Annotated in this window: 11 protein-coding genes and 3 pseudogenes; 7 read left to right on the top strand and 7 right to left on the bottom strand. The window is 60.3% G+C overall.

Annotation, left to right across the window (positions count from 1 at the left end):
* Positions 1–304 precede the first annotated feature (304 nt).
* The 3 genes from ACVILL_RS09475 to ACVILL_RS09465 are packed head-to-tail and all read left to right on the top strand — an operon-like array spanning position 305 to position 4,751.
* The gene (locus ACVILL_RS09475) at positions 305–1,411 is read left to right on the top strand and encodes an efflux RND transporter periplasmic adaptor subunit (protein ID WP_456728813.1); all 1,107 of its coding nucleotides are present in this window, start codon (positions 305–307) and stop codon (positions 1,409–1,411) included.
* Positions 1,408–4,569 (top strand): efflux RND transporter permease subunit, encoded by a 3,162-nt coding sequence (locus ACVILL_RS09470; RefSeq protein WP_456728812.1) that lies wholly within the window; start codon positions 1,408–1,410, stop codon positions 4,567–4,569. The genes ACVILL_RS09475 and ACVILL_RS09470 overlap by 4 nt, the downstream gene beginning before the upstream one ends.
* Before the next feature lie 17 nt (positions 4,570–4,586).
* Positions 4,587–4,751, top strand: coding sequence for a pilus assembly protein N-terminal domain-containing protein (locus ACVILL_RS09465; protein WP_456728811.1), 165 nt, complete (start codon positions 4,587–4,589; stop codon positions 4,749–4,751).
* Positions 4,752–5,059: 308 nt separating this feature from the next.
* Here the strand turns inward: ACVILL_RS09465 and ACVILL_RS09460 are convergent, their stop codons facing one another.
* Positions 5,060–6,562, bottom strand: a complete 1,503-nt coding sequence (locus ACVILL_RS09460; protein ID WP_456728810.1) for an MmgE/PrpD family protein — start codon at positions 6,560–6,562, stop codon at positions 5,060–5,062.
* 510 nt (positions 6,563–7,072) lie between these two features.
* On the opposite strand from ACVILL_RS09460, the gene ACVILL_RS09455 reads away from it, so the two are divergent.
* Positions 7,073–8,848 (top strand): adenylate/guanylate cyclase domain-containing protein, encoded by a 1,776-nt coding sequence (locus ACVILL_RS09455; protein ID WP_456728809.1) that lies wholly within the window; start codon positions 7,073–7,075, stop codon positions 8,846–8,848.
* A gap of 643 nt (positions 8,849–9,491) precedes the next feature.
* On the opposite strand, the gene ACVILL_RS09450 is transcribed toward ACVILL_RS09455, so the two are convergent.
* Together ACVILL_RS09450 and ACVILL_RS09445 are read right to left on the bottom strand one after the other, a co-directional pair.
* Positions 9,492–9,743, bottom strand: coding sequence for a helix-turn-helix transcriptional regulator (locus tag ACVILL_RS09450; RefSeq protein ID WP_456728808.1), 252 nt, complete (start codon positions 9,741–9,743; stop codon positions 9,492–9,494).
* 316 nt (positions 9,744–10,059) lie between these two features.
* Positions 10,060–10,314 (bottom strand): hypothetical protein, encoded by a 255-nt coding sequence (locus tag ACVILL_RS09445; RefSeq protein ID WP_456728807.1) that lies wholly within the window; start codon positions 10,312–10,314, stop codon positions 10,060–10,062.
* 83 nt (positions 10,315–10,397) lie between these two features.
* Here ACVILL_RS09445 and ACVILL_RS09440 point away from each other — a divergent pair, with 83 nt between their 5' ends.
* From ACVILL_RS09440 to ACVILL_RS09430, 3 genes and pseudogenes are all read left to right on the top strand, one after another.
* A complete protein-coding gene (locus tag ACVILL_RS09440; RefSeq protein ID WP_456728806.1) occupies positions 10,398–10,688 on the top strand; it encodes a hypothetical protein in 291 nt (96 codons plus the stop codon).
* A gap of 135 nt (positions 10,689–10,823) precedes the next feature.
* Positions 10,824–14,152: pseudogene (locus ACVILL_RS09435) on the top strand (adenylate/guanylate cyclase domain-containing protein).
* 20 nt (positions 14,153–14,172) lie between these two features.
* Positions 14,173–14,853 (top strand): redoxin domain-containing protein, encoded by a 681-nt coding sequence (locus ACVILL_RS09430; protein WP_456734220.1) that lies wholly within the window; start codon positions 14,173–14,175, stop codon positions 14,851–14,853.
* An 82-nt stretch (positions 14,854–14,935) separates the two neighbouring features.
* On the opposite strand, the pseudogene ACVILL_RS09425 reads toward ACVILL_RS09430, so the two are convergent.
* The 4 genes and pseudogenes from ACVILL_RS09425 to ACVILL_RS09410 all read right to left on the bottom strand — a co-directional run.
* Positions 14,936–15,626, bottom strand: a pseudogene (locus tag ACVILL_RS09425) (transposase); the annotation flags it as partial.
* 2 nt (positions 15,627–15,628) lie between these two features.
* Positions 15,629–15,823, bottom strand: a pseudogene (locus tag ACVILL_RS09420) (transposase); the annotation flags it as partial.
* A gap of 227 nt (positions 15,824–16,050) precedes the next feature.
* Positions 16,051–16,836, bottom strand: a complete 786-nt coding sequence (locus ACVILL_RS09415; protein ID WP_456728805.1) for an MBL fold metallo-hydrolase — start codon at positions 16,834–16,836, stop codon at positions 16,051–16,053.
* Between the two features lie 38 nt (positions 16,837–16,874).
* Positions 16,875–17,747, bottom strand: coding sequence for a Bug family tripartite tricarboxylate transporter substrate binding protein (locus ACVILL_RS09410; protein ID WP_456728804.1), 873 nt, complete (start codon positions 17,745–17,747; stop codon positions 16,875–16,877).
* Positions 17,748–17,879 lie beyond the last annotated feature (132 nt).

Raw genomic sequence — 17,879 nt, 5'->3', positions numbered from 1 at the left:
TAATGTTCCGGTCCCGAAGCTAAGTCAGTCCTAAGTCTGATCAACCAGGATTTGACGACTGCGCACTTTCGAGCACGATGAATGCAGCCTTTACCTGATACGGAAGGACCCACCGGAGCTGTGCTAGACCATCGCAACTGGCTGTTCCATCTCGTAGGCGAGACACGTTACCTTCCCCGAAACGGCCGGTCTCGTGAGGACTGACGCCTTCGGTCATTGGAAAACCTGTCGCGATCGGTAGTCGAGAGCAGAAGTGCGCCGCTTAATCATAATCATAGCCCTGCTCGCCGCCGGAGCCGCCACCGTGTCGATCGACACCCGCTGGTCGGGTCCGTCGATCTCGCAATCGGTCGCACAGGGTAATACGCAGGCGATCCCTGTCGTGACTGACAAGGCGAGGCACGCGGATGTTCCGATTTACCTCAGCGGTCTGGGGACGGTTCAGGCGTTCAACAGCGTCCTCGTGACATCGAGGGTCGACGGCCAGATTGTTAAAGTCAGGTTCGAAGAGGGAGGGGATGTCCACGCGGGGGATATATTGGTCGAGATTGACCGGGCTCCTTTCGAAGCTGCGCTGGCCCAGGCCGAAGCCAATAAGCTCAGAGACCAGGCTCAACTCGACAACGCCCGACTCGATTTGGCCAGGTACACCAATCTCGCGAAAACCGGCGCAGCCACCACACAGCAGCTCGACACGACCCGAGCCTTGGTTGCGCAGACCGAAGCAAGCACTAAGGTCGACCAGGCGCTGATTGACACTGCACGGGTGCAATTGAATTACACCAGCATCCGTTCGCCGATAGAAGGCCGCGTCGGACGGCGCCTGCTCGATGCAGGCAACATCGTGCGGGCAACCGATACGACGGGCATCGTCACCGTCAACCAAATCCACCCCATCTTCGTGAGCTTCGCGCTGCCCGCCGATACGCTGCCGCAACTCCGCGCGGGGTTGAAGGATGGTAATGTCATCGTAACAGCGCTCGATCGCGACGGGCGGGCTCTTGCTACCGGCGCGCTCGCCGTCATCGACAATCAGATCAATCCGGCCACGGGCACGATCAATTATAAGGCGAAATTCGACAACGCCGATGACCCTCTATGGCCAGGACAGTTCGTCAACCTTCGCATCCAGCTTGCGATCCGCCGCAACGTGATCGCGGTACCGGTGACCGCGGTACAGCAGGGTCCCGACGGACCTTACGCTTTCGTCGTCGGTGACGACCGTACCGTGCAGAAGCGGCCGCTTAAGGTCGGCCGACTCAACAAAACCACCGCCATCATTGACGATGGGTTGCAAGCGGGTGAGCAAATCGTGACCGACGGTCAATATCGAATTCAGGCCGGAAGCAAAGTCGAAGTCACGGCACAAGCGGCATCCTCTGCCGCGACTGGTCCTGCAAATTCGCCATGAACGTTTCAGCCCCTTTTATCGTTCGGCCGACTGCGACGACGCTGCTGATCATCGGCCTGACCCTGCTTGGATTGGTTGCCTACTTCCTGCTGCCGATCGCGGGCGTGCCCCAAGTCGATATCCCGACCGTCCAGATATCGGCAAAGCTGCCCGGGGCGAACGCGGAGACCATGGCAACATCGGTGGCAGCGCCGCTGGAGCGGCAATTGTCGCTGATTTCGGGGGTAACCTCGATGAGCTCCGCGAGCTCGCTCGGTCAGACGTCGATCCAGGTGGAATTCGACCTCGGCCGCAGCCTCGATGGCGCTACGCAGGATGTGCAGTCGGCGATCAACGCCGCCGGCGGACAATTGCCGAAGAATCTGCCCAATCCGCCGACCTATGAAAAGGTAAACCCAGCCGACGCGCTGCTGATGTCGATTGCAATCATGTCGCCCGACCTACCGATCGCGAAGGTCGACGACTATGTCGAAAACTACCTCGCCCCCCAGATTTCGCGCATCTCCGGCGTCGGGCTGGTCGATTTTCACGGTGAACAAAAGCCCGCTGTGCGCGTGCAGATCGACCCGAGCGTAGCCGCGGCCATGGGTTTGAGCCTGGAAGACGTCCGTGCGGCCATCGGCACCGCAACCGTCAATGCTCCGAAGGGCACGTTGGACGGCCAAAGGCAGTCGTTGACGCTGGATACGACCGACCAGATTTTCGACGCCTCGGCTTTCAGTTCGGTGATCGTCGCCTATCGCAACGGAGCGCCGGTCCGGATCAGCGACCTCGGCAAGGCCGTTAACGGCGTCGAAGACGTTCGTCAGGCCGCATGGCTGAATGGCGAGCGGGCCATCGTCATCGATGTGCACAAGCAGCCCGGCTACAACGTCAACCAAACCGTCCAATTGGTAAAAGATGCGCTGCCGGCCCTGCAGCGCACCCTGCCGCCTTCGATCGTAGTGCAAATTCTGGGCGACCGCACCCAGACGATCCGAGCTTCGGTCAACGACGTGCAATTTACCATGGCCATCAGCATCGGCCTGGTGGTACTGGTGATGTTTGTGTTCTTGCGCAACGCGCGCGCGACCCTGATTCCGAGCGTTACCATCCCGGTCTCCCTGCTGGCGACCTGCGCGGTGATGTACCTGCTCGGCTACACCATCGACAATGTATCGCTGATGGCGCTTACCATCGCGGTCGGCTTCATCATCGACGACGCCGTGGTGATGGTGGAGAACATCATTCGCCATATCGAAGCCGGTAAGAGCCCGTTGCAGGCCGCGCTGATCGGAGCACAGGAGATCGGCTTTACCATCCTGTCCATGACGTTTTCGTTGATCGCGGTGTTTCTGCCGTTGCTGTTGATGGGCGGGCTGATCGGGCGATTGTTCCGCGAATTCGCCGTCACCGTCAGCGTCGCCATCGTCATCTCTGGAATTGTCGCCCTGACGCTGACGCCGATGATGTGCGGCTGGCTACTGCGGCCGGACGACAACCACGGTCACCCGAAGGCTGCCGGAAGGATCGAGACCTGGCTCGATACTGCTTTCACCAGATCGCTGGACGCATATGCGGCCAGCCTGCGCTGGACGCTGCGGCACCGACTGACCACGATGGCCGTGATGGCGGCAACGCTTGCCGCCACCGCATTACTCTACATCGCCATTCCAAAAGGATTCTTTCCGCAGCAGGATAACGGCACCATCCAGGGAACCGCCGAAGCCGCCCAGGACATTTCCTACACCGCCATGGTGCAACGCGTGCATGAGCTGGCCAAGGTGGTGATGGCCGATCCGGACGTGCAGACGGTGTACTATTGGGTCGGTTCCAATCCAACCGTGAATAGCGCCCGCCTGATGATCGATCTCAAGCCGCTCAGCCAGCGCAAGGCGAGCGCCACCGACGTCGTCAACCGGCTGCGCAAAACCACCGCCAAGGTACCGGCGATCGCGTTCTTCGCCCAAGCCCGCCAGGACGTGCAGATCGGCGCGCGCGTCAGCAAGACCCAATATCAATACACGCTGCAGGATCCCGATGTCGCCGAGCTGTTCAAATGGGCCCCGATCATGCTGGCGAAGCTCTCCTCGCTGCCAGAGCTGCAGGACGTGACCGGCGACCTGCAGGCGACCGCGCCGCGCATGATGCTGAAGATCGACCGGGACGCCATTGGCCGGTTGGGAATTTCACCGCAGGCGATCGACGATACGCTTTACGACGCCTTCGGACAGCGGCAGGTGGCGACCATTTTCGGTCAGCTGGACCAGCACCGCGTGATCCTCGAAGCTACGCCCGGCGCCCAGGAAGACGCATCCTCCCTGGAGAAACTTTACGTGCCGTCGGCGACGGCGCAGATGGTGCCGCTATCGGTGCTGACGAAATCCGACATGTCGATCTCTCCGCTCACGATCAACCATCAGGACATGTTTCCTTCGGTGACGTTGTCGTTCAACCTAGCACCGGGACACTCGCTGGGCGAGGCCATCACCGCGATTCAGAACGCGGAACGAACCATTGCGAAGCCGGCCGCCCTTACGGCGCTCTACCAGGGATCGGCCAAGGTTTTCGAGACCTCGCTGGCCACCCAGCCCTACCTGATCGCAGCGGCGATCGTCGCGGTCTACATCGTGCTCGGGGTGCTCTACGAAAGCTTCATCCATCCGATCACGATCCTTTCGACGCTGCCCTCGGCAGGGGTCGGAGCTTTTCTGGCGCTGATCGCTCTCGGCTATGATTTCTCCTTGATCGCGCTGATCGGCGTTATTCTCCTGGTCGGGATCGTGAAAAAGAACGCAATCATGATGATCGACTTTGCCCTGGTCGGGGAGCGGCAGCGGTATCTGACGGCGGAGCGATCCATTTACGACGCATGCCTGATGCGGTTTCGTCCCATCATGATGACGACCATGGCGGCCTTGCTCGGCAGTCTGCCGTTGGCACTTGGATCGGGCGCGGGCTCGGAATTGCGCCGCCCGCTCGGCATCGCCATCGTCGGCGGACTATTGCTGTCGCAGTTCCTGACGTTGTACACAACCCCGGTCATCTACATTTATTTGAGCAAGCTCACGCGTCGGGCGCATGGTGATCGGCTACCCAGGTTCATTCAAGGGCCGAGGAACAGGGTGACATCGTTGCGAGCCGCGCGGCAGAATAAGAACCCCGTCGACGGTGGATAGGGGCTTCAGGTGAGGCAGTGCTGATCGGCGATCCGAAAATCGTCGATGTTCATACGTTCAACGATCACAGGGTCACACTGGAGCCGTTGAACCTCGGAGCGACAAATCTAATTTTCGTTGATGACAGAAGCATTGCGATCATCAATTTAAGTATCGTAGTCGTAGGCCCAAGCGATATTTGAATGATATTCATCGTTAAACAACGCACTGTGCGTCGTTCACGAATGGGGCGGTCGTCGTGGTATATACAGATCAAACTCGGCGCCCTTCGACCCCCACACTCCGCCGGAGCCACCTTCCCGGTAGGCCCAGTTCCGGAAGCTGATGGGCTCTATGTCTCTTTCGGATCAATCTCGTCGGTTTGCCCTTAAGTCGGTGACTTCCGGCTCACCCTCGACTCCGGACATGTCGCTATAGCGCTCGCCAATTGACGCGATGGGCCACCCGACCGACATCGGTATTCCTATTGCCGGTGGATCAGGCGTTCAGGTTACGTCGGATTTTGTCTTCCGGTTGCCTTGAGGGCTTGGGTCAATTCTCGGACATCTTTCAACTCTTCAAGTCCATCGACGAGCGACACGACGCGCTCTGCGCCGACCTTGCCAACGACAGGAACCGCGAAGTTCATGAATTTGCGTTCGAGTGACGATCGCGACAGCGGGCGTTCCGCGTCGCCTTCGGGAACTTCCACCGTCTCACGCAAAGACTGACCGTCTGCGAAGACAATCTCTATGCTCGCACCGCGCCCCTTGGGGAGCTTGGCGATGAGTGCCTCTCCGGGCTTCACTGACGTCTTTTCCACCAGCGCCATCACGTCCTGGGACCGCCAGCGATCTTTCTCGAATTGAGCGACGGTCACATCGCCGTCGAGAAGGGCCATGGCGAGGCAGGTGGGCAGACTGTGATCGGCGGTACCCTTTGTCTGCGGTTTGAATTTCGCCGGATCCGCAACACGTTCAATTATTCCCGGATAGCTCTCAACCGTGATCGCCCGGATATCCTGTCCGCGACCTTTGATCTTTCCAGAGAGTGATGCGCCAGCCTCTGCCACGGCTTGCAACTCAATCTGAATCGGGAAGCGTTTGAATGCCACCCGGGGCAGCCGGTATCGCGCAAGCTCCAGATCAACGGCCAACCCCTCCTTGACCGGTTTCATTTTTGACGCCAGCCATTCCAGCGTGCCGGAAGGGCCGGTAAAGCCCTGGGCGGCGAGCCGCGTCGCGAAAACGCCGTCAGCCGCCGTGGCGGCAAGTCCCATGGCTTTCATCATGCTAATCGCGCCGCTATTCACTACAAAACTCGTGAAGCCACGTGCGCCCGATATTCCAACCGCATTTGCGAGGGCTTCCTTGGGAAGCCCCCAGATCTTGCCCGCAATCAGAGGGACGCCGTAGGAGGCCGCACACAAGGGATGGAAGCCACGTTCAATGAAGGAGATGGCGTCATTAACGCGCATGCTCGCCTCGTAGCCCGCGACCATCGCTTCGATGAGTTCGCGACCGGATCGTCCATTCTCCTCGCAGAGAGCAATCGCCGTCGGCAGCACCTCGCTCGGATGAAGTGGCTCGGTGCCGATATAGGTATCGTTCAGGTCGAGGGAGCGAACGAGAACGCCATTGACGAATAGCGCGCCTTCTACGGTGGCTGATCGCGGATAGCCGATCACCGTGGCTGTATTGCCCTCCCCGAAAGTCTTGCGAATTGTCGTCTCGGCTATATTTGCGGGCTCGGATCCTACTGATCCGAATGCGCATCCGAGAGTGTCGAGAAGAACGCGCTTGGCTGAGCCGATAACGTCAGCGGGCAGCGCTTGATATTTGATGGAAAGTGCAAATTCCGCAAATTTCTGCTCAAGCGTCGCTTTCTGTGGGTCTCCTTCGCCAGCGGCAAGCGCTGAACCGGCGAAGCGATAACCGTCGGACCGCACGCTCCCCAGAAGGAGACTCGCGGAAACGGCAGTTGCGGATCGCGCCAGAAATTCACGACGTTTCATGAAGCTCTCCACTATGAAATTGCTGCAACGGCACCGATCGGTAAGCGCTGGTTAGTAAGACCGCCAACGCGTGTAAGGGCTTGAACGAAATCGCGATAACCCTGATGGGGATTAAATTCAGAAATTGATAATGGGCCGCGCTCCGTCAAGGAATTGCGCCGTCAAGGAATAAGGGCAGCAGGAACGCGAAGCCAAAAGTACGCCCATGCCCCGACAACTCCAAGTACGAGCGAGCGCTACGGTTTTAGACAGCTCAATATGCCGGCTCCGGTCAATCTCATCGGTTTGGCCCTAAGTCTGTGACTTCCGGCTTACCCTCGACTCCCGACATTGTCGCTGCGCTGCGCCAACTGACGCGATGGGCCAAAAGCCGACCTCCATGACCCGCGATGTAGCCCAGCGAGTGAGCCTAGGACGCCCGTGTCAGGCGGGTCGCCAAAGCAGGCTCGAACCCGGCGAGCGATACAGCGCAGCGCCGTTGGTGTAGAATACCGCAAGAAGGGCACCGCCATGGCTACTCCCAAGCAGGGTCGCATCGATCGCCGACTAGCCGCCATCTTGGCCGCCGATATCGCCGGTTATAGCCGGCTCATGGGTATCGACGAACTCGGCACAGCGCGGGAACTCCGCGAACATCGCGAAGCAATCGATCCAATCATGGCGAGCCATGGCGGTCGCATCTTCAAGACAATGGGCGACGGTCTCCTGGTAGAGTTTCCTTCCATTGTGGCCGCGGTCGAGTGCGCCTTGGCGGTCCAGAATCTCATGGTGGAACGCAACGTCGATGTTCCGGATGATCGGCGAATGTTGTTCCGAATCGGTGTCAACGTTGGCGACGTGCTCATTGAGGGCGACGATATCATTGGGGATGGCGTCATTATCGCCGCCCGCCTCGAAGGCATTGCAGAGCCGGGCAGCATCTACATCTCCGACGCGGCGCATCAGCAGGTGCGCGACAAGCTTGATGTGACTTTCGAGGATAGAGGCGAGCACCAGTTCAAGAACATAGCGCGGCCGGCGAGAGCTTACCGGGTGCAGGGGGTAGGCGCGGCCGCAATCCCACTGCCGACACTCCCGCTTCCGCAAAAACCGTCCATTGCCGTGCTGCCATTCCAGAACATGAGTTGCGATCCCGCGCAGGACTATTTTTCCGATGGGATTGCCGAGGACATCATCACCGAACTGTCGCGGTTCCGATCGTTGTTCGTGGTCGGGCGTAATTCGTCATTCTCGCTGCGCGGCAAGATGGACGTTAAGGAAGTCGGCCGTCGGCTCGGTGCTCGATACGTGGTGGAAGGGAGCGTTCGCAAGGCTGATAAACGGGTGCGGGTCACGGTCCAACTCCTTGATGCGGCAAGTGGCAATCGCCTGTGGAGCGAGCGCTACGACCGCAACCTTGAGGACATCTTCGCCGTCCAGGATGAGATCACCCGGGCGGTTGTCTCGGCCCTGCCGGGCCGGCTGGAGGAAGCAGACCGCCACCTCGCCAAGCGCAAGCAGACATCGAATATCACCGCATACGATTTTGTCTTGCTTGGTAACGAACGGTGGCGGCGTTTGACACGCAAAGACCTTGCCGAGGCGCTGGACCATTTCCACAGCGCCATCGCCCTTGACCCACATTACGCGCGCGCCCACGCGAACGTGGCATGGACCCATGTCTGTAACGAATTCCTTGAGGCCGCGGATGCGTCATCGCTGGATGAGGCGCTGCGGCATATGGAGATAGCCCTGGACATCGACGACAGCGACGCCTGGTCTCACGGGGTCTTCGGACAATTGCTGTTCTTGCTCAAGCGGGACGACGAAGCTGAAATCCACTTCGAACGTGCGCTTGGGTTCAATTCAATCGACGCAGATGTCGCCGCCGTGTTCGCCAATATTCTTGTCTACTGGGGAAGGTGGCGAGAAGCGCTCACATGGATCGACACAGCCAAACATCTCAACCCGTTACCGCCCAATCTCTACCATTGGTATCACGCGCTTGCCCTCTATTCGGCACGCGAATACGAGCAAGCCATCAGAGCGCTCCGGGAGATGCGAAGCCCCGACCGCTGGTCGCATGGCCTCCTGGCCGCCTGCTATGCGCAGATCGACAGGCTCGACAAAGCTCGGACCGAATTGGACGCATTTGTCGGGGAATGGGAGCGCGAATTGAAGGAACGAGGCGAAGCACTGCCGCTGAGCCGTCTCGACCTTGCACTGTCGCGGGCGGATAGATATCGAGATCCTTCGGACCGCGAACACTTTCTTGAGGGTTTGAGGAAGGCCGGCCTAACGGATTGATTGCACGTTCCTCCCAAAGGATTGCATCTCACGCGCCGAGCCACAAACTACGCCAAGTCAGGGGCCCGCAGATCGTCTGGACTGTGGAGTGATCAGCGTGATCGCAAGTCCGACGAGGTGACCAAGTGGGAGGGAACGGGTAACCGCAACGTCAGCTTCACGCCTGACACCGGACTATCGATGGAGGCTCGACCCTTCCGAAAGGACCAACAACGGAAATGATCGCATCGGCTGCCGGCGCTCGAACTCGTGATTTCTGACGCTCGTGCCCCTTTTGGCGCAGAAGTCGCGTATTGCAGTAGGGCCGGAGAGCTCTCTCATGGCACGCAGGACCTGTTGACCGTTCTGCTGGAAAGCATCCGAGGCTATAAGAATCACGTTCAATCACTGCTTGGGAATGATGAACCATGATTGTGCGTGCAGATGGGCGGCGAGTGGGATGTTTGTGCACCAATCTTCCGTCAGATGATATCGCGTTGAACTAGAAAGTATTTTTGTCAGAGCGCGAAATCGCTGGGGTATGGGTTTGGGGCCGGGAGTCTGTGATCCAACGTGTCCTTCATCCTCGACAACGTCTAGTCATGCTGGGGATATTGAGAGCACGTTGGTTCACTACTAACTCTACACCATTCGGAAAAAATGCTCAAAAGCTGGATGCGTCCGGCTTTGCAATGGCTGACTCGTTCGTCTGCAAGGTTCGTGATCGTCGACACACAATCAGGTTGGATCGATCCCAGCGATCGAGCTCGTCGACCGGATAGAGAGGCACTTTGCCGATCTTGATGAACGACGGTCCGATTCGCAGGGATCGCCAGTTGCGGAATGTGCCTTCGCTGATTTGGCCACGATAGCGCTCTATAACTTCATCAATCGTTAGGTAGGCAGGGTTCGACACGGACACTCCTTGTAGCTGCAATCGTGCAACAGCCTGTTGCACGATTGGGGTGATCATCACGGTGGAAAGGGAGGTGTGATCGCTGAAGGGGAAGGCGTCGCGGCAGAGCCTGGCAGCCAGCTAAAGCTGATCGGGCTTATACGCCACTTGGGCGACGACTTTCGACGCGTCACGCCGGTTCTGAAATTTCCCGATAAGCGAACCACTACGGACCGTAGACCGTGGTTTCGCGGTAGAGGTCCCACATCCTGTCCTTTGTCGGCGAGAGCCGCTACAGCCGGACGTTCGTGCCGGCAGTGCCAGTCGGGCGATCTCGCTAACTGTCTCCATTTACAATCAGCGCCCGACAGAAGCCGCTGTTCCCCCGCGATTCGATCCTTTTCGCGCCATTGCTCATATTCATTTTGTTGCTCATCCTGAGGCGCTCTTCCTCGCGCTCTACATGGTCGCGTAAGAGCCTGATGATGGCCGGCAGCTCGGTTCCCTTGGCTTTCTCACGATCATAAATCGCCAGACAGGCCGGCTGCAGCTCTTCCTTGGGGCAGGAGAAATAGTCTTCGGAAGCTCGCATCGCTGGGTGACGTCGTTGTCAGCACCGGTCCAGGCAGCCCGTTCAGATAATCGCGCAGATCGTCGAATGGAATCCAACGAGCAATGGACATCGCGCCACGATCGCTGTTCTTAACAGGCGAGCATCCAACGAACCGTCAGTTGCCAAACCAATCTGCATTCGGCGAGGACTTTCTGCAGATTTGCTTACTCACTGGAATGAACCAGAGCGGGAGTTTCAGTCCCGGCGCACCTATCGCGCTGAAAAATAAGAAAGAACTGGCGCGCCCAACACGATCCGAACGTGTGCCCTTCCTTCCGACGGTGGTGGTCGCCCCCGTTAGCCCCGCCAATTTCGCAGCTATTTCCACCGATCGTAAGAAGCGGGCGCTCTGAGCCCTCTCAACCATCGACGCTTGCTAACCGCGGCTTGCTCTTCCGCCGCGACTGGCCCATTCTTGCTGAGATGCCGGAGCCGCTCCGTAAAGGTCCAGCAGATGCGCCATCGCGGCTCCCGGGAGGTCTTGACCCATGAGCTGCTCTTGTTGCGGTTCCGAGGTTCAGAGAGGCTTTGCTTTTTGCCCGAAGTGCGGCACGAAGCAGCCGAACATATGCTCCGGCTGCGGTTATGCATGTGCACCCGATTTCGCGTATTGCCCGAAATGCGGCGCCCTCGTCAGCGACGTTCCCAAAGCCGGCGGGCAGGCGGCGATGCAGACGAGCGGGGTGACAGTCCCGGTCAGGGCCTCCTCACCATCGCTCACCCCCGAATGCGATGGCCGACGCTCAACAAGCATTTCGACTGCAGTCAGATAAGATCGACAGCGAAGCCAACCGCCGTACCATTACCGTGCTGTTTGCCGACCTCAGCGGCTTCACCACGATGAGCGAGCGGCTCGACCCTGAGATTATGCAGACACTTCAGAACGAACTGTTCGAGGAACTGACGGCAGCGGTGCAAAGCCTTGGCGGGTTCGTGGACAAGTTCATCGGCGACGCGCTGCTCGCGCTGTTCGGTGCGCCGGCTGCGCACGAAGACGACCCGGAGCGGGCGGTCCGTGCCGCGCTCGACATGAACAGCCGGACGATGCGCCTCAGCGAACGTGCGAAAGCGTACGCCGGTTCACCGCTGCTGCTCCATGTCGGCATCAACACCGGACACGTCGTTGCAGGCGGATTGGGCGTAGGCGTTGCCAAGTCCTATTCAGTGACCGGCGACACGGTGAATACAGCGCAACGAATTCAGTCGATGGCGCCCCCCGGCGACGTGTACGTGGGGCCGCTGACCTACCGTTTGACCCGGCACGCGTTCTCGTATGAATCCCTTGGCGAGGTTGCGCTCAAAGGCAAGATGGGTAACGTGTTTGTCCATCGTTTGAAGGGGCCGCTCGACACACCGCGTGCCGCCCGAGGCCTCGACATGCTCGGCCTGAGTGCACCGCTGATCGGGCGCGACGCCGAGCTTGCCCGTTTGGTCGATAGCCTCGATCTCGCGTGCGGCGGCGCGGCGCAACTGGTCCGGTTGGTCGGCGAAGCCGGCATCGGCAAAACGCGTCTGGTGAATGAATTCGTTGCCAGAGCCCGCGATGAAGACCGCTTCACAGGCGTGGCGATCCGGCGCGTCGTCTGCTCGCCGCTAGGCGAACAATCCTACGGCACACTCGCCGCCGTGTTGCGCTGCGCCTACGGCATCGCCCAGAAGGCAACCATCGCAGAGGCCAAAGCCAAGTTTGCTGAAGCGCTGTCGGAGCTCGGCCTAGCGGCCGAGGAGGCCGATCGCCTGATGCCGCTCTATATCCACGTACTCGGTCTCGGTGACCCCGACGCCGCCTTGCAGCACGTCGAGCCCGAGCAGCTCCGGAGGCAGATATTCTTTGCGATCCGCACCGTCTTCGAACGGCGTCTGGCCCTGTCGCCGCTTCTGATCATTGTCGAGGATCTGCACTGGGCCGACGCGGTGTCTCTGGAAGCGCTGCGCTTCCTGATGGACCGGCTGGAGCGTACACGGCTGATGCTGCTGTTTACGCATCGGCCAATGTTGGAACTGGATCAGTTCGGCTCGGGACGAATCAGCCACACGACCCTTCGATTGCTTCCGCTTGGCGACGCTGACGGACGGCAGCTGCTCGAAGCCTATTTCAGCAACGGCTGGCGTGAGGCGCCGGGAAATCTGTTCGGTCTAATCCTCGAGCGCGCGAGCGGAAATCCGCTTTTCTTTGAGGAAATCATCCGTGGCCTCATCGAGGCTGGCAGCCTGGAGCGTGACGGTTCACAGTGGCGGATCAACTCGGACGAGGCCGCCGCAGATATCCCGGCAAGCATTCAGGCGCTCCTGTTGGCGCGCCTGGACCGGCTGCCGCGTGAGGTGCGACGGTTGGCCCAGGAGGCCGCGGTGATCGGCCCCCGCTTTGATGCGGCTCTTCTCGGTGCGACGGCAACCGAGCGGGGCAAGGTCGAAGCAGGGCTCGAACTTCTGTGCGACGCCGAGATCGTCGAGGAGGTCGCGGGCTCGAACTCGATTGCGCTGCGATCCTACCGTTTTACGCAAACCATGCTTCAGGATGTGATTTATCAAAACCTGCTTTTGCAGCGCCGGATCGAACTTCATGGACGGATTGGCGACGCTCTGGAGCAACTCTATGGCAACGAGCCCGAGCGGCTCGAAGACCTCATCCTGCTCGGACACCATTTCAGCCTGAGCGCGAGCAAGTCCAAAGGCGCGCGCTATCTGCGCGCCTCTGGCGATCGCGCACGCGCGACCTATGCCAACGATGATGCCATTCGTCTATATCAGCAGGCCCTCGCCCTGCTGTTGACCAGCGGCGAGCGGGAGCCGGAACGCCTGGTCCTGTACGAGCAGATTGCGGACCTCTGTGGCGTGGCCGGCCGGCGCAACATCGCCGAGGAGCACTATCAGAGCGCGCTGGAGGAGCACCGCGCTCAGGACGATCGCGTCGCCGAAGCCCGAATTCTTCGCAAGCTTGGCCGATTGCTGTGGGACGCCGGCAAGCGGATCAAGGCAGAGACGCATTATGCCGAGGCGGCGGAACTGCTTGGCGGGACCGACGCACCCATCGACTGGGCGCACCTCCTGCAGGAGCGCGGCCGCCTCGCGTTCCGCACGGGCGATCACGTGGCTGCCGCGAGATGGGCAGATGAGGCGCTCGGCTACGCCCGATCCGTGCCGACGGACGCGGGCCAGCAAACCCGGCTCGAGGCGGCGCGCGCCATCGCGGAGGCTCTCAACACCAAGGGGGTTGCACTGGCGCGGCTTGGGCGGCACCAGGAGGCGGTGCGCGAAGTGGAGCAAAGTGTGTCGGCCGCGGAAGCCGCCGGCCTTCTCAACGTGGCGTGCCGCGGCTACACCAATCTCGGTGTGCTCTACACGATTGTCGACCCGGCGAAAGCCGTGCAGGTTTGCCGGCGCGGGCTCGATGTTGCGCGTCGTATCGGTGATCTCGGCTTCCAGGCGCCTTCTCGCCAATTTTGCCGTTGCCTGCTGCACCTTCACGGACAGATGTACCGACGAGGGGGTGCCGGCTGCCGAAAAGGCGATCGAAATCGACCGTGCGCTCGATCAGCGCGAGCATCTCCCCGTGCCCTTGATCGTGCTCGGGCAAATCCATCAATGCCATTTCCGGCCGGATCTGGCCGCCCGATGCTACCATGAGGCTATCGCGGTGGCGGGCGAAACCGGCGAGCCGCAGCAGTTGTTTCCATGCTATGATGGCCTGGCGACGTTGAACCTTGATCGAGGCGACATGCCAGAGGCCGAGCAATACTTCGCGATGGCCCACGACGTCTGCGCCCGCCACGGACTTGATCCCGCCGGGCTGATCGTACTGCCATTTCTTGACTAGGCAATTTGAAGGAGTTCACCATGTCAGAACATCATGTTGATGGACCGCTTCAACCGGGCGATCGTGCACCGAACATCGTGCTGGACGCCATCACACGCGACGGAAAGATCGCGCTCGAAGATTTTCGCGGACATAGTCCGATATTAGTCGGCATGTATCGAGGCCTGCACTGCCCGTTCTGCCGGCGCCATATCGCAGCACAGGCGCAACTTGACGTCGCTCTGCGCGACAAGGGCGTCGAGAGCCTCACGGTCGTCAATACGCCGATCGAACGCGCGCGGCTCTACTTCCGCTATCATCCGTTGCCCAACCTGCTCGCCGCGTCCGATCCTGAACGGCTCTCGCACCGCGCGTTCGGCCTGCCCAATATCGAATTCACTGAGAAGGAGACCGAGTGGCCGCGCAAGGTCGGCATGGATGTGGTCATGAGCATGCAGGTTGACCTGCCCGGAGAATTGTCCGGACCGATGAATCGTTTGGCGGCTGCCGAGTACCTCAACAACAAGGACGGTTACGAGCTAACGGATGCGGATCAGCGCATGGCAGCAACCGGCCAGGGCCAGCTATTCGGGCAGTTCCTGATCGACCGTGAGGGGATCGTCCGCTGGACCTTTACCGAGGTTCCCGAAGGCGGCCAACGCATGTTCGCGGCGCCGAGCCCGCAGGAATTGATGTCGGCTGCCTCGCAGGTGGCAGGCTAACGTTCTGTAAATCGGCGAGCCGTTTGCGCCCTCCGATCAGCGTCCAACGCAGGCTCTGACGCAATCTTGGTGCAACTCCACTCTATTCTGCCCATAGCTTGACCCGGAGCAGATCGATTTTGCCGCGGCCGTACGCTTGCCGCCTGACGAGTTTGAGGCGGGTGATCTGCCCCTCCGTCTGTCCGTTGGACCAAGGTAAGGTGATCGCCGACCGAACCGCCGCTTCGTCTTTCGTGACGCCGCGGGCAAATGAGGCAACGAAACTGGCGCGAGCGCGCTCGATCCACGGTGACAGCTCGGCGGCGGCTCTGCGCCGGATTGTCAAATGGAATTCAGCGATGATCTCGCGTGCCTCGACCAGGGCTGGTACGCCAGCTTCGATCGCTGCGACAGTGACCGTCTCTGCCTTCCAGAGCATATCACGTCCAATCGTCATGAGACGAGCGATCGTTCTGGCCGACGGGATCCGGTGAAAGTTTTGTGCGTCGGCCTTTTCGAGCCGCCGCCTGCGTGTTGCCCATTCTGCGACGACACGAAGAGAGCCTCGGAAGCCGCGCGCCTTTAGGCGCCCCAAAGTCAGCGCCGTTTCGGCGGCCGGCGGCCCGTTGGTCGTCGAGCCATGGCAGGTGCTGATCGAGCGAACTCTGCCAGGTCCGGACATCGTGGCGTTCGCCACGGATCACCTGACGAACCAGCTTCCTGCTATGACCAGTCTGGCGCACGATCTGCTTAATCGGCGTTCCGCTTTTCGACAGGGCCAAGATCGTCGCATTAACCGGACGAAGCGATTGTAACAAGTGGTGCGGGGACCGTACTTCTCCGGCACATCGCGCCATGGCGCACCTGAACGCAGGACCCAAAAGATCCCATTGAGCACGCGACGGTCATTTACGCGCCGAACGCCGCGCGGCTTGTTCGGTAGCATCGGTTTGATGGCGGTCCATTCGTAGTCGCTGAGTTCGTAGCGCATGATTCGGGACTCCGGTCTCGAGCTTGAATCATGTCTCGGGCAGCGCCATCAACCCGCCATAACTTATGGCGCCTCCGCTAATGCTCTAACTTTCGTTTTCGGACCTGGCCGGACTTGCTTCTCGCTCGACCGGGGCGCGAATGACACAAAGTGGCACCCACTAGACGCAAGTGCGTCCGACGATGACCGTCTCGCCGATCTCGAAGCTCATCAGATCCTCGCCGACTTCAAGCGGTCACCGCATAGGTCTCGCGCGTCGCCGCGATCAGTTCGTCAACAGTCGGTGCCGTCACCGTGTCGCTGGCGAGCATAACGAGGTGCGTGAAAGCTGCGAGTTTCGGCTGCGTCTCGGTAAACAGGCGACCGGCTTCTTGCGGTGAAGTATGGTGATTGACGATGCGCTGGATGTAGGCTTCGCCCAGCAGCTCCGGCCGCGCCATCGCGACCTCGTGCACCAGCAGGTCGGCGCCCTCGCCGTAGCGCAGAACGTTCGCGTTATAGCGGGTATCGCCTGATATGACTGCCACGCGACCGCGGTACTCGATTCGATAGCCGTAGGCCGGCTTGATGGTATCGCCGTGATCGACCGTGAAGGCGATGATGCGCAGATCATTGGCTTGGTAGACGACGCCGTCCTCGTCAAACTCCTGCACCGCTATCGCAACATGCTCTCGCGCGAGCTTTTCGTCCTCGACGCGGATCTCGATGTCGTGAGCATAGGCCTCTTCGAGATGATGCATCAGCCTCGCTGTGCCTACCGGGCCGATCACATTGAATGGCCGCTGCCGGTTGCCGAAATGCGAGCTCAGCCAGCCTGTCAACCAGAGATCGGGAATGCCGACCGTATGATCCGAATGAAAATGGGTCAGCAACAATGCGTCGATCTTGCCGATAGGGATGCCAAGTTGGAATAGGCGCATGGTCGCGCCGCGCCCGGCGTCGATCAGGATGGTGCGATCGCCGGCCTCGATCAGCGTGCTCGGGCCGAAACGATCGGGACGAGGGATTGGCACACCCGTCCCGAGCAGGGTAACTCGAAAATCGGATGTCACTATTGCTGGACCTTTATGCCGGCGTCGGCGACGACCTTGTGCCAGTGCGCGACTTGGTCGCCAACCAGCCGGCCGAACTGCTCGGGCGTGCCGCCTGCGGCTTCAGCGCCGATCTTCGCCAGCGCATCTCGTACCGAAGGCTTCTCCAGCGCCTTGTTGATCGCAGCGTTGAGCCGTGCGACTGCCTCCTTCGGAGTGCCGTGCTTGACCGCAAAACCGGTCCAGTCCTCGACAACCAGCGATGGGAAGCCGGCTTCCACGATGGTCGGAACGTCTGCGAGGATCGGCACGCGCTTCGGACCTGTCACCGCGAGCGCCCGCAGCTTGCCAGTCTTGATCAGGTCGACCACCGGCAACATGGTGATGAACATGAACGCGTTGGTGCCGTTGAGCAGATCGCCGATCGCTTGCGGAAATTGTGCATAGGGAACGTGCTGGGCTCGCGTGCCAGTCTGCAGCTTGAACTGCTCCCCGATCAGATGCGCCGGCGTGCCGAAACCTCCAGAGGAGAAAGTCAGCTTGTCGGGCTGGCTTTTCAGAAGCGCCACTAACTCCGCGACGGTTTTGGCAGGCACTGATGGATTGACCACCAACACGTTGTAGGAGACGGTCGCCTTGATGACTGGATCGAAGTCCTTGTCGAGATTGAACGAGATATTTGGCACGAGCGACGGCGCCGCGACTGATGGAACGGACATCGCATAGAGGCTATTGCCATCCGCCGGCTGGGTGAGTACGTCGGTCGCCGCGATGGTGGTGACGCCGCCAGGCCGGTTCTCGACGATCACGCGCCAGCCCTCGGATTCCGTCAGTTCCTTCGAGACGATGCGGCTGATGATATCGGGTGGTGTGCTGGCGGAGAACGGGGCCACGAATCGAACCGTTCCTGTTGGAAACGGCGTCTGCGCGCCAGCGTGTGGTGCCGAGGCCACAAGCAGGGCTAGGGTCGCGATCGACAAAGGGATGCGGCAAAGCAGGTGGTCCTTCATGGAAGTCTCCATCGG

It is taken from the genome of Bradyrhizobium sp. USDA 3364 (genome assembly GCF_054056355.1).
Note: the sequence above shows the minus strand (reverse complement) of the source record. Positions and strands in the feature narration are given on the sequence as shown.

Bases quoted from the DNA above. Each gene is read 5' to 3' on its own strand.
- ACVILL_RS09470 (WP_456728812.1), top strand. From the start codon at position 1,408: ATGAACGTTTCAGCCCCTTTTATCGTTCGGCCGACTGCGACGACGCTG.
- ACVILL_RS09460 (WP_456728810.1), bottom strand. From the start codon at position 6,562: ATGAAACGTCGTGAATTTCTGGCGCGATCCGCAACTGCCGTTTCCGCG.
- ACVILL_RS09455 (WP_456728809.1), top strand. From the start codon at position 7,073: ATGGCTACTCCCAAGCAGGGTCGCATCGATCGCCGACTAGCCGCCATC.
- ACVILL_RS09445 (WP_456728807.1), bottom strand. From the start codon at position 10,314: ATGCGAGCTTCCGAAGACTATTTCTCCTGCCCCAAGGAAGAGCTGCAG.
- ACVILL_RS09440 (WP_456728806.1), top strand. From the start codon at position 10,398: ATGGACATCGCGCCACGATCGCTGTTCTTAACAGGCGAGCATCCAACG.
- ACVILL_RS09430 (WP_456734220.1), top strand. From the start codon at position 14,173: ATGTCAGAACATCATGTTGATGGACCGCTTCAACCGGGCGATCGTGCA.